We start from the raw sequence: 11,277 nt of genomic DNA, 5'->3' as shown, positions 1-11,277 counted from the left end.
CCGGGTGGGGCTGGCTGGGGCGGGGTTCGGCCGGGCCCGGGGAGGACATGCCCACTCGTCGCGGACCGGACCGCGGCGCATGTCCATCGGTGGCGGCGTGGAGCGGACCTAGCGGCATTATGTCCACTGGTGCGGGCCGGGGGAGGACATGCCCACTCGTCACGGACCGGATCGTGGCGCATGCCCACTCGTCACGACCCACTCGTCGCGGACCGGACCGCGGCGCATGTCCATCGGTGGCGGCGTGGAAGGGACATGGTGGCACTATGTCCGTTGGTCACGGCCGGGGGAGGGCATGTCCCGTCGGGGCGCCGGGCCGGAGCGGCTAGGCTGAAGCGACGCCTCAAACACCGGCCCAGCGCCGCTCGAAAGCTAAGGATGACCCATGGGATTCACCGAAATCTTTGTGTCCACCCACGATGAAGCCCTCAAGCGCGCCGCCGCCCTCGGCAGCGGAGGTGGCGCCGGCCAGGGGGCCGTCCGGATCCCGGACATCAGCGACTTCGAGGTCGAGCGCCTCGGCGACCTCGCCGGCACGGCCGTCCACGCCGCCGGCGCCGACTATGAGCTCGCCATGGTGGACGTGGCCAGCGACTCCCTGCTCGGCGTCCCGCCGGCCATGGTCCGCGCTCTCGCCGAGCTGCTGAGCTACGAGACCGAGGGGGAGGGCGAGGTCCTCGAGGACGTCGCAGGAAGCTGGGCCGCCGAGGAGGACATGCCCTTCGGTGCGGAGCAGGCCGTCCGCATTGTCAGGCAGGTCGCCGAACTGGCTGCCGGCGTCGATCCCACCACCAAGTCCGGACTCTACGTCTGGACGTCCTGACGGGCGGCACGGCCGCCCAAAAGACGGGCTGAGGGTGTCAAGTCGAAATCCCCGCGCTGATCTGGCACAATGAACAGGTACTTGATCTGCGTGGCCCCTCTCTCCGCGTCCGGATCTTGTCCTTTTAGAACCCACTAGTATGGCCCGCCCCACGGGTGCAGAACGCCGGGCTCGACCCCGTTTCAGAAACAGGAGTGACCACAAAAGTGGCCGTAAAGATTCGCCTTAAGCGCTTTGGCAAAATGCGCGCACCGTACTACCGCATCGTCGTCATGGACGCACGCTCCAAGCGTGACGGCCGTGCCATCGAAGAGATCGGCAAGTACCACCCGACCGAAGAGCCCTCGTACATCGAGGTCGACACGGACCGTGCCCAGTACTGGCTCGGCGTCGGCGCACAGCCGTCCGAGCAGGTTGCCGCGATCCTCAAGATCACCGGCGACTGGCAGAAGTTCAAGGGTCTCCCGGGCCAGGAGGGCACCTTGAAGACCAAGGCTCCCAAGGCTGCCTTCGTTGCCCCGGAAAAGGGTTCCGTGATCATCCCGGAAGCCATCACCAAGAAGGCCAAGAAGGACGACGCAGCCGAGGCTCCCGCCGACGCCGCAGCAGAGACCACCGAGGCTGAGTAAATTGCTGGCAGAAGCGCTCGAACACCTCGTCCGCGGGATCGTTGACACTCCTGAGGATGTCAAGGTCAGTGCGAAGAACAACCGCCGCGGGGACACCCTCGAAGTGCGCGTTCATCAAGAGGACCTCGGACGGGTGATCGGCCGCCAGGGCCGCACAGCACGCGCCTTGCGCACTGTGGTTGCGGCGCTGGCGGACGGCGAGCCGGTCAGGGTCGACGTCGTCGACACCGACCGCCGCCGGTAGCGCTTCCAGCATTACTTGTCTTGAGTCCGGCCCCTTCACCAGCTAATGGTGGAGGGGCCGGACTGTTTTCCCCCAGATCCCCAGAATCACCAACCCCGAACAGAGGAACAGATGCAGCTTCAGGTGGCACGAATCGGCAAGCCCCACGGCATCCGCGGCGAAGTGACCGTCCAGGTGCTCACCGACGCGCCCGGGGACCGCTTCGTCCCGGGGACCCAGTTCGTGGTGGAGCCCGCGTCGGCCGGGCCGCTCACCATCCTCAGCGCCCGCTGGAACAAGGACATTCTGCTGCTCGCGTTCGAGGAGATCGAGACGCGCAACGAGGCGGAAACCGTCCGCGGCGCTAAGCTGTTCATCGAAACCGAGGAACTGGAGGAGGACGGCGACGACGAGGGCTGGTACGAGCACGAGCTCGTCGGCCTGGACGTCCGGGTCGGTGACCAGGTGGTCGGCAAGGTCGCCGGATTGAACACGCTCCCGGTCCAGGACCTGCTCGTGGTGACCGCGAACAACGGCAAGGAAATCCTGATCCCCTTCGTGGAGCAGATCGTCCCCGAGGTCAACGTGGGTGAGAGGTTCATCCTCGTCACCCCGCCGCCGGGACTCTTTGAAGTCAACGCCGACGACGCCGGCCCGGAAGGCGCGGGTGCGCCCGACGAGGCAGCCGCCGCCGGTGCTGCCTCCGAGGCGCCAGCCAAAAACGCCGGAGACAACGCCTAAATGAGAATCGACGTCGTCAGTATCTTCCCGGAGTACCTGGCGCCCCTGGAACTTTCGCTGATCGGTAAGGCCCGGCAGGACGGCCTGCTGGAACTGAACGTCCACGACCTGCGGGACTTCACCACGGACCGGCACCGGACTGTGGACGACACCCCGTACGGCGGCGGAGCAGGCATGGTCATGAAACCCGAGCCCTGGGCCCAGGCGCTGGCCGCAGTCCGGGCCGACCGCCCGGACGCGGCCGACCGCCCGGTGGCTTCAGGCCCGGAGCAGGTGGCGAAGCCGGTCCTGATTGTGCCCTCGCCCGCAGGGGAGCGGTTCACCCAGGCCACGGCCCATGAGCTGGCCGGCGAAGACCGGCTGGTGTTCGCCTGCGGACGCTACGAGGGCATCGATGAACGCGTGATGGAATGGGCCGCTGACCACTTCACCGTCCGGCCCATGAGCCTGGGCGACTACGTCCTCAACGGCGGCGAAGTGGCCGTCCTGGCCATGGTGGAGGCAATCGGGCGGCTGCTGCCCGGCGTCGTCGGGAATCCCGAATCCCTCGTGGAGGAATCCCATTCGGACGGGCTGCTCGAGTACCCCGTGTACACCAAGCCCTCCAGCTGGCGGGACCGCGAGGTCCCGGCCGTGCTGCTGAGCGGCAACCACGGCAAAATAGCGCAGTGGCGCCGCCACGAACAATACCGGCGCACCGCCGAACGCCGTCCGGACCTGCTCGCGGAGTTCGACGCCGGCAAGCTGCCCCGCGCGGACCGCACGGCCCTCGCGGACCTCGGGTACGACGTCGTCGACGGCCGCCTCAGGCGTAGCCACGGTGCGGGCGGGGAAAACGGCTAGACCGGACAGGCCCGATTGGCCGGAAGTCCCCGGATGTGGCAAAATTAGTCCTTGTGCCTGCTGGGTTGCGAACCTGCCACAGGGGGAGCGCGACCAACAGCCCGGCACCCCGGCCCTGTCAAGTCCTGACGGAGCCGGATTGACAAATTTTCGGCGGGAACTTCCGGGCGCTTTTACCTCCGGGCTTCACCGCCGTGACCCAACGTGAAGGACCTGTGGCGTTCACCAGGAGTGGATCAATGCATATCCTCGATTCCGTAGATGCAGCCTCGCTGCGCACCGATGTTCCGACGTTCCGCGCGGGTGACACCCTCAAGGTTCACGTGAACATCATTGAAGGCAAGAACTCCCGTGTCCAGGTCTTCCAGGGCTTCGTCCTGGGCCGCCACGGCGACGGCCTGCGCGAAACCTTCACCATCCGCAAGGTCTCCTTCGGCGTGGGCGTGGAGCGTACCTTCCCGGTGCACTCCCCGATCATCGAGAAGATCGAGCTTGTCTCCAAGGGTGACGTGCGCCGCGCGAAGCTGTACTACATGCGCGATCTGCGCGGCAAGGCCGCCAAGATCAAGGAAAAGCGCGACTTCCAGCCCAAGAAGTAAGTCCTTTCCGGACTTCACACCGCGGGTCCACGGACCGTGCCCGGCCGGCGCCTGAGCATCCGCAACAGCGCCGATTTGTTCAGAACAGCGCCAGGGATACGGATCATGGAACAGACAAAACGCCAGCCCAGGAAACTCGGCTGGCGTTTTGTGTTGCTGGCCGTGGTGCTCGCGGTGCTCATCAGCGGCGTAGTGCGTTCGATCTGGCTCGACGTCTACTTCATTCCATCCGCGTCCATGGAGCCGCTGTTCCGTGACGGTGACAGGATTCTCGTGTCCCGCACTGATTTCCAGGCCGAGCCGGTGCGCCGCGGCGACGTCGTTGTGTTCGACGGCCGCGGCTCCTTCGCCCCGCTGAACAGCGGCAACGGTCCTGTGCTGGAGGCCCTGGGCGGCCTGGGGCACTGGCTGGGCCTGTCGGGGGGAGAGAACACCTACGTCAAGCGCGTCGTCGGACTCCCCGGGGACCGTGTGGTGTGCTGTGACGAGGGTGGCCAGCTCACAGTCAACGGCAAGCCCCTTCACGAACCCTACGTCTACGACGGCGATGCCCCCAGTGATCAGAAATTCAGCGTGACCGTGCCGGCCGGACGGCTCTGGCTGATGGGGGACCACCGCTCCATGTCCGCGGATTCGCGCAGCCTCCTGGGCGCCCCCGGCGGGGGCATGGTGCCGCTGGACCGGGTGATCGGCCGGCCGGTACGGATCATCTGGCCGCTTGATAGATTTACAGCAGTACCGCGGCCCTCCGCGGCGACCGTGACGACGATGAACAAGAACGGACAGTAGATGCCCGAGACCGGACCCCGGATGCCTGATCCGCGGGGGCAGGACCAGCCCCGGGTTACTTCCTCAGCGATCCCCACCACCGAACACCCGGTGAACGGCGAGGATTCGGCTGAGCCTGAATACCGCTCGGAGGCCCAGTTCCCGACGACGAGGCTGCCGCTAGCCCAGCAACCCGGTCAGCCTGTGACGCCCCAGTCTGCGTCCCCTCAGCCTGTGGCCGATCAGCCTGTGGCTGCGGGTGCCGCGCAGGCACGAACGTCCTCGGGCCGCGCGCGCCGGGCGAAGACCGGGAGCCATTTCCTCCTGTGGCTGAAGGAAGTCGCCACCGTGGTGATTGTGGCGATCGTCCTGTCCTTCCTGATCAAGACGTTCCTCTTCCGCGCGTTCTACATCCCGTCCGAATCCATGGTCAACACCCTGGACGTGAACGACCGGATCTTCGTGAACCTCCTGGTTCCGGAGCCCTTCGCCCTGGCGCACGGCGACGTCGTCGTGTTCAGGGACACAAAGGGCTGGCTCGTCCCCGCCGCCGAGAAGCAGGTGGGGCCCTTCACCTGGGTGCAGGACGGACTGACCTTCGTCGGCCTGCTTCCGGACAACTCGGAGCAACACCTCGTCAAGCGCGTTATCGGGCTGCCCGGAGATCACGTGGTCTGCTGCGACGCCGGCGGTCAGCTCACGGTCAACGGCGCCCCGCTGGCGGAGAATTACATCAACCCGGCCGAGGTGCCCCAGGCCAAGGACTTCGACGTCGTCGTGCCGGAGGGCAAAGTCTGGGTGATGGGGGACAACCGGAACCACTCCGCCGACTCGCGCGCCCACATGGAGGTCAACGGCGGCTTCGTCGACATGGCCGACATCGAGGGCAAGGCCGCCGTCATCGCCTGGCCGCTGAACCGCATCACCGCCCTGGACAACTACCCCGACGTCTTCCGCGACGTACCCGCCCCGGCCGGAAAGTAAGCTGCCCGTCATGTCTGTCGCGCCCACCCTCGACTACGAACGCCGCTTCCGCAGCTCCGGCGCCAGGCTCCTCGCCGGAATCGACGAGGTGGGCCGCGGCGCCCTGGCCGGTCCGGTCAGCGTGGGGATTGCCGTCGTGGACTTAGACGAGCAGGAGCTGCTCGCGGATGTGCGGGACAGCAAGCTGCTCAAGGTGGCGGACCGGGAACGCCTGGTGCCGCTGGTCCGGGGCTGGTCGGTCGCGTCCGCCGTCGGGCATGCCTCTGCCCAGGAAATCGACACCAACGGCATCATTGGAGCGCTACGGCTTGCCGGCACCCGCGCGTGGCTCGCGGTCCTGGCCGCCGGAGTGACCCCCGATGTGGTCCTGCTGGACGGCAGCCACAACTGGCTCTCGCCCGGGACCCAGCCGTCCCTGTTCGACGACGGACCGGCGGAGCCCGGCTGCGACGCGCCGGTACACACGCTGGTCAAGGCGGACATGCAGTGCCTGAGCGTCGCTGCGGCGTCCATCCTGGCCAAGGTGGAACGCGACGGGCAGATGCGCGAGCTGCATACCGAGTATCCGGCCTTTGGCTGGGACGTGAACAAGGGCTATGGCACCGCCGTCCACAAGGACGCGCTCCGCGCCTCCGGTCCCTCGCCGTACCATCGCGTCAGCTGGCAGCTGCTCTAGGTTCGCCGCACCCACCCCCACCCCCATCCCCAGCCCCGGGCACGGCACGAGTGGCTGTGGCGCGCGCCCCGCGCCGGATGGTGCAAGATGGAACCATGAGTGCCGAGGACCTTGAAAACTATGAGACCGACATGGAGCTCCAGCTCTACCGCGAATACCGGGACGTTGTCGGGTTGTTCAGCTATGTGGTCGAGACCGAGCGGCGTTTCTACCTTGCCAACCATGTTGACCTGCAGGCCCGCAGTGCCGACGGCGAGGTCTACTTCGACCTGACCCTGCAGGACGCCTGGGTGTGGGACGTCTACCGTTCCGCACGGTTCGTGAAAAGTGTCCGAGTTATCACCTTCAAGGACGTCAACGTCGAAGAGCTTCCGCGCAGCGAGGAGCTGTCCCTGCCCAAGGTGGAGGACCTGGGGAACTGATCCCGGGCTGAAGTTACCCACATAGCGAAGCGGGGCCCTGTGCCGCTTGCCTGCTCCGCCGCAGGCTGGTGGCATGAGAGCAAAGGATGCGCTGGGCCGGCGCGGGGAGGAAATCGCCGCAGGCTACCTTGAAGCCCAAGGCATGCGGATTGTGGACCGCAACTGGCGCTGCCCCGAGGGCGAAATTGACATTGTCGCGCTCGACGGCGACGCGCTGGTCATCGCGGAAGTCAAGACCCGGACATCCCTCGCGTACGGGCATCCCTTCGAGGCTGTCGGCGTGGACAAACTGTCCAGGCTTCACCGCCTGGCCTCCGCGTGGTGCCGGGACCACGATCTGCGCATGCCGCTGCGGCGCGTGGACGTGGTTGCCGTACTCGACGACGGCGTCGGTGTCCCCGCCGTGGAACACCTCAAGGGGGTGGGGTAGGTGGCCCTCGGCCGGACCTACTCGGTGGCCCTCGTCGGGCTCAACGGCTACATCGTGGAGGTTGAGGCGGACATCGGGCAGACCTTGCCGGCGTTCGTGATCCTTGGGCTGCCGGACGCTTCACTCAACGAGGCGAAGGAGAGGATCCGCTCCGCGGCCCAGAACTCCGGCATTCCGCTGAGCCGCCGTAAAATCACGGCCAATCTGATTCCTGCGTCGCTGCCCAAACGCGGCTCCGGCTTTGACCTCGCCATCGCCATGGCTGTGCTGCTGGCGGCCAACGATGTCCGGTCCACCGGACGGACGGTGTTCATCGCGGAGCTGGGTCTCGACGGCAGGCTGCGGCCGGTCCGCGGCATCCTCCCTGCGGTCATGGCCGCGGTCCGGGCGGGCTATCCGGACGTCGTGGTGGCCCAGGGAAACGTCGGCGAGGCGGAGCTGGTGCCCGGGGCGCGGGTACAGGGCTACAGCACACTCGCCCGGCTGGCCTTCGACTGCGGGGCCGATCCCCAGGATCTGGCACTCGACTTCGAACCCGAGCCTGACGACGGCGACGCGGACGCCGGAGCTGATGCCCTCCAGCTCAGGCCACCGGACATGTGCGATGTGTCCGGCCAGGGCGACGCCAGGCGTGCCCTGGAGGTGGCCGCGGCCGGCGCCCACCACCTGCTCCTGACGGGCCCGCCCGGGGCGGGGAAGACGATGCTGGCGGAGCGTCTCCCGGGGCTCCTGCCGGACCTGGGCGACACGGAGGCGATGGAGGTCACGGCCATCCATTCGCTGTCTTCGCTGACGTCGGCCTCCGTCCGGCTGCTGCGCCGCCCGCCCTTCGAGAACCCGCATCACACGGCCACCTCCGCCGCCATTATCGGCGGCGGATCCGGGCTGCCGCGTCCGGGTGCAGCATCCCGGGCACACCGGGGCGTGCTGTTCCTTGACGAGGCACCCGAATATGAACGCCGGGTCCTGGATGCCCTGCGGCAGCCGCTGGAAAGCGGTGAGCTGGTCATCCACCGTTCAGCGGGCACCGCGGCCTACCCTGCACGGTTCCAGCTGGTCCTGGCCGCCAATCCGTGTCCCTGTGGCAAGGCTTCGGGGAAGGGCGTGGACTGCATCTGCACACCGACGATGCGGCGGCGTTACCTGGCCCGGATGTCCGGACCGCTGCTCGACAGGGTCGACATCCAGCTGCAGGTGGAGCGGGTGTCGCTGGCGGATTTCGGCCAGCCCGGTGCCGAGGAGGACACCGCCACGATTGCGGGGCGGGTGAAGGGTGCGCGGGAGAGGCAGCTGGAGCGGCTGGTTCCGTTCGGCATGGAGACGAATTCCCAGGTTCCCGGGCGGCTGCTGCGCGGTTCCTTGAGGCTCGCCGCCCCCACCACCCGGATTCTGGACCATGCCCTGGAACGCGGCGTGCTCACGGCCCGCGGCTACGACCGGGTGCTGCGGCTGGCCTGGACGCTCGCGGACCTGGCGCGGCGGGACACCCCGGATGCCGACGACATCGGGCGGGCCCTCAACCTGCGGCAGGCAACTGTCACCGCCTGAGAGAACTCAGCGAATTCCTCCCTTACTGACCTGCGCCGCCACAAGCCCGCGGCGAAACGACCAGCCCGTGAAAGGACAAACCATGACAGAGACCGAGCGGACCGCACGGGCAGCGCTGTCCCGCCTGTTTGAGCCGCAGGACGCTGCCGGCCTCGCGCTGGTGCAGAGCGCCGGGGCGCCGGATGCACTGAGGATCGCCACAGGCCAGCAGGCCGCGGGACCGGAGCTGGAGCGGGAAATGTCCCGCCTGCTGGAGGAGAACGGCTCCGGAGGGGGTTGGACCGGCCTGGGGACGGCGCTGAAACGCTGGGCCCCGCGGGTCCCGGACCTGGCACCCGAGAGGGACCTCGCAACCATGCAACGGCTGGGCGGCCGGATGATCATCCCGTCCGACGAGCTCTGGCCGCATCAACTGGCGGACCTGGGCCTGCAGGAACCCCTGTGCCTGTGGTGGCGTGGTGTCGAGCAGCCGTTGCCGGGCGCGGCAAAGTCCATTGCGCTCGTGGGTTCCCGGGACAGCACATCCTACGGTTCGTCCGTGACCGGCGATCTCGCCTACTCGCTGGCGCAGCGTGGCTTCACCATCGTCTCCGGAGGTGCCTACGGGATCGACGCGCACGCCCACCGGGCAGCCCTCGCCGGCGGGTCCTCCGGCGGCATGCCGACGATTGCCGTGATGGCGGGCGGAGTGGACCGGTTCTATCCCGCCGGCAACGAGGACCTGCTCCGAGCTGTCGCAAACCAGGGCGCCGTCCTCGCCGAGGTCCCGCCAGGTTCCGCGCCCACACGGTACAGGTTCCTGCAGCGCAACAGGCTGATTGCGGCGCTGGCGTCCGTCACGGTGGTCGTGGAGGCCCGGTGGAGGTCCGGGGCGCTCAACACCGCCCATCATGCCGAAACTCTGGGCAGGGCCGTCGGGGCGGTTCCCGGGTCCGTGCATTCCGCCAATTCGGCCGGCTGCCACCGGTTGCTCCGCGAAGGGGGTGCCGTCTGCGTCACGGATGCCGGCGAGGTCGCCGAACTCGCCGCTCCCAGCGGAGAATCGTTGACCGAGGAGAAGGAAAGCCGGGTGGAAGTCCAGGACGGGCTGACCCTGGAGGACCTGATCCTCCTTGACGCCCTTCCGCTGCGAACCACCAGCACCGTGGACAAGCTCACGGCAGTTGCGGGGCTCAGCGCCGACTCCGTCCGGGCAGGGCTTGGCCGGCTCGGGCTGCTGGGCCTGGCCCAGTCACACCGCGGGGGCTGGAAACGGTCGGGGACGTCAGGGTGAGATGCTGGGCGGGACCGGCTTTGCCTGTCCGGCCGCGGCTCGCCGTCGGGCTCCTTCGATTGCCGGGCGGATACTGCAAGAGTAGGGGAGTGCCTACACCGCAGATCCCGGCCGCACTGGCCAGCGCCGCCGAGGGCTTCGCCCGCTACCTTGAGGCGGAGCGGGGACGCTCGGCCCACACCGTGCGCGCCTACCTCTCCGACGTGGGCAGTCTGCTGGCCCACGCGGCCTCCGAGGGTATCGAAGACCTTGCGGGGCTTGAGCTCGGCACCCTGCGGCGCTGGCTCGGCTCCCAGAGCGAAGCCGGCATGTCCCGCGCCACCCTGGCCCGCCGCGCCGCCACCGCCCGGGCCTTCACCGCCTGGGCCGTCCGCGAGGAACTCATCGAAGCGGACCCGGCCTTGCGGCTGAAGGCTCCGAAGCGGGAGAAATCCCTGCCCGGGGTACTGCATCAGCGGCAGGTCCTGCGGCTCGTCGAAGACGTGGAGTCCGCCGCCGCCGAGGGCGCGCCGGTGCCGCTGCGCAACCGGGCCATGGTGGAGCTTCTTTACGCGACGGGCGTCCGGGTCGGTGAACTGGCCGGCCTGGACATTGATGACCTGAATCCGGACCGCCGGACCCTGCGCGTCCTCGGCAAAGGCAACAAGGAACGGACTGTGCCCTACGGTCTCCCGGCGGCGCTCGCCGTCGACGACTGGCTCCGGCGCGGCCGTCCCGCCCTGGCCGCGGAGGGATCCGGCCCCGCCCTATTCCTCGGTGTCCGTGGCAACCGGGTTGACCAGCGCCAGGTCCGCAGCGTCGTCCACGCTCTCCTGGAGGCCCTCGGGGATACCGCCGCCACCGGACCTCATGCCCTGCGGCATTCCGCCGCCACGCACCTTCTCGACGGCGGCGCAGACCTCCGTGCGGTGCAGGAAATCCTGGGCCACAGCAGCCTGGCCACCACGCAGATCTACACTCATGTGTCCGTCGAAAGGCTCCGGCAGAGCTACCAGCAGGCCCATCCCCGGGCCTGAAAGCCGTACTCGGCGCCAGGGACGGCGCCGGGAACGTCTCCGGCGTGGCCCCCTGCGTGGCCCCGTGCGGCGCGCCGGGTAAGACGCGCCGAATCACACTGGCGTAATGAGGTGGCGTACGGCAGAATGGGACTCACGCCCGGCAACTTTCAAGTGTTGCTTGAAGCTCTAGAGCATCAAGCAGCACCCAGGAACCGGGCCGTAACTTAATAGTCTGGCCAGGACCACCCGCATCACTACGGACCCGCGCAACAGACAGACATCCATGCAAGAGGTCGTTGGGGAAGACGTACCTACAGCTA

At 68.0% G+C, this 11,277-nt stretch carries 14 protein-coding genes; all 14 read left to right on the top strand.

Annotated elements, in window-relative coordinates:
- Window positions 1-385 precede the first annotated feature (385 nt).
- The 14 genes from BJG92_RS02045 (at window position 386) to BJG92_RS01980 (ending at window position 10,975) form a co-directional block, all read left to right on the top strand.
- Window positions 386-823, top strand: a complete 438-nt coding sequence (locus BJG92_RS02045) for a hypothetical protein (protein WP_232082346.1) — start codon at window positions 386-388, stop codon at window positions 821-823.
- 206 nt (window positions 824-1,029) lie between these two features.
- Complete coding sequence (rpsP, locus tag BJG92_RS02040; RefSeq protein ID WP_232082345.1) at window positions 1,030-1,452, top strand: 30S ribosomal protein S16; 423 nt, start codon at window positions 1,030-1,032, stop codon at window positions 1,450-1,452.
- A gap of 1 nt (window position 1,453) precedes the next feature.
- Window positions 1,454-1,696 carry an RNA-binding protein gene (locus BJG92_RS02035; protein ID WP_232082344.1) on the top strand — a complete coding sequence of 81 codons (243 nt, stop codon included), beginning with the start codon at window positions 1,454-1,456 and terminating at the stop codon, window positions 1,694-1,696.
- Window positions 1,697-1,807: 111 nt separating this feature from the next.
- Complete coding sequence (rimM, locus tag BJG92_RS02030; protein ID WP_232082343.1) at window positions 1,808-2,416, top strand: ribosome maturation factor RimM; 609 nt, start codon at window positions 1,808-1,810, stop codon at window positions 2,414-2,416.
- On the top strand, window positions 2,417-3,259 hold the full coding sequence (gene trmD, locus BJG92_RS02025) for a tRNA (guanosine(37)-N1)-methyltransferase TrmD (protein ID WP_232082342.1): 843 nt from the start codon (window positions 2,417-2,419) through the stop codon (window positions 3,257-3,259). It begins immediately after the preceding gene.
- A 239-nt stretch (window positions 3,260-3,498) separates the two neighbouring features.
- Window positions 3,499-3,858: a 50S ribosomal protein L19 gene (gene rplS / locus BJG92_RS02020; protein WP_232082341.1), complete on the top strand. Its 360-nt coding sequence runs from the start codon at window positions 3,499-3,501 to the stop codon at window positions 3,856-3,858.
- Window positions 3,859-3,963: 105 nt separating this feature from the next.
- Window positions 3,964-4,647 (top strand): signal peptidase I, encoded by a 684-nt coding sequence (gene lepB, locus BJG92_RS02015; protein WP_232082340.1) that lies wholly within the window; start codon window positions 3,964-3,966, stop codon window positions 4,645-4,647.
- A 213-nt stretch (window positions 4,648-4,860) separates the two neighbouring features.
- A complete protein-coding gene (lepB, locus tag BJG92_RS02010; protein WP_374199750.1) occupies window positions 4,861-5,610 on the top strand; it encodes a signal peptidase I in 750 nt (249 codons plus the stop codon).
- Between the two features lie 10 nt (window positions 5,611-5,620).
- Window positions 5,621-6,286 (top strand): ribonuclease HII, encoded by a 666-nt coding sequence (locus BJG92_RS02005; RefSeq protein ID WP_232082338.1) that lies wholly within the window; start codon window positions 5,621-5,623, stop codon window positions 6,284-6,286.
- Window positions 6,287-6,381: 95 nt separating this feature from the next.
- Window positions 6,382-6,708: a DUF2469 domain-containing protein gene (locus BJG92_RS02000; RefSeq protein ID WP_232082337.1), complete on the top strand. Its 327-nt coding sequence runs from the start codon at window positions 6,382-6,384 to the stop codon at window positions 6,706-6,708.
- A 73-nt stretch (window positions 6,709-6,781) separates the two neighbouring features.
- A complete protein-coding gene (locus tag BJG92_RS01995) occupies window positions 6,782-7,138 on the top strand; it encodes a YraN family protein (protein ID WP_232082336.1) in 357 nt (118 codons plus the stop codon).
- Window positions 7,139-8,686: a YifB family Mg chelatase-like AAA ATPase gene (locus BJG92_RS01990; RefSeq protein WP_232082335.1), complete on the top strand. Its 1,548-nt coding sequence runs from the start codon at window positions 7,139-7,141 to the stop codon at window positions 8,684-8,686. It abuts the gene before it with no gap.
- Between the two features lie 82 nt (window positions 8,687-8,768).
- Window positions 8,769-9,959, top strand: coding sequence for a DNA-processing protein DprA (gene dprA, locus BJG92_RS01985; RefSeq protein ID WP_232082334.1), 1,191 nt, complete (start codon window positions 8,769-8,771; stop codon window positions 9,957-9,959).
- An 89-nt stretch (window positions 9,960-10,048) separates the two neighbouring features.
- Window positions 10,049-10,975, top strand: a complete 927-nt coding sequence (locus BJG92_RS01980; RefSeq protein ID WP_232082333.1) for a tyrosine recombinase XerC — start codon at window positions 10,049-10,051, stop codon at window positions 10,973-10,975.
- The last annotated feature ends 302 nt before the right edge of the window (window positions 10,976-11,277 follow it).

Origin of the sequence: Arthrobacter sp. SO5, assembly GCF_020532805.1 — a bacterium.
GTDB lineage: Bacteria > Actinomycetota > Actinomycetes > Actinomycetales > Micrococcaceae > Arthrobacter.
Note: the sequence above shows the minus strand (reverse complement) of the source record. Positions and strands in the feature narration are given on the sequence as shown.

Coding starts and splice junctions, on each gene's coding strand:
- BJG92_RS02045 (WP_232082346.1), top strand. CDS start 386: ATGGGATTCACCGAAATCTTTGTGTCCACCCACGATGAAGCCCTCAAG.
- rimM (WP_232082343.1), top strand. CDS start 1,808: ATGCAGCTTCAGGTGGCACGAATCGGCAAGCCCCACGGCATCCGCGGC.
- trmD (WP_232082342.1), top strand. CDS start 2,417: ATGAGAATCGACGTCGTCAGTATCTTCCCGGAGTACCTGGCGCCCCTG.
- rplS (WP_232082341.1), top strand. CDS start 3,499: ATGCATATCCTCGATTCCGTAGATGCAGCCTCGCTGCGCACCGATGTT.
- lepB (WP_232082340.1), top strand. CDS start 3,964: ATGGAACAGACAAAACGCCAGCCCAGGAAACTCGGCTGGCGTTTTGTG.
- BJG92_RS02005 (WP_232082338.1), top strand. CDS start 5,621: ATGTCTGTCGCGCCCACCCTCGACTACGAACGCCGCTTCCGCAGCTCC.
- BJG92_RS02000 (WP_232082337.1), top strand. CDS start 6,382: ATGAGTGCCGAGGACCTTGAAAACTATGAGACCGACATGGAGCTCCAG.
- BJG92_RS01995 (WP_232082336.1), top strand. CDS start 6,782: ATGAGAGCAAAGGATGCGCTGGGCCGGCGCGGGGAGGAAATCGCCGCA.
- dprA (WP_232082334.1), top strand. CDS start 8,769: ATGACAGAGACCGAGCGGACCGCACGGGCAGCGCTGTCCCGCCTGTTT.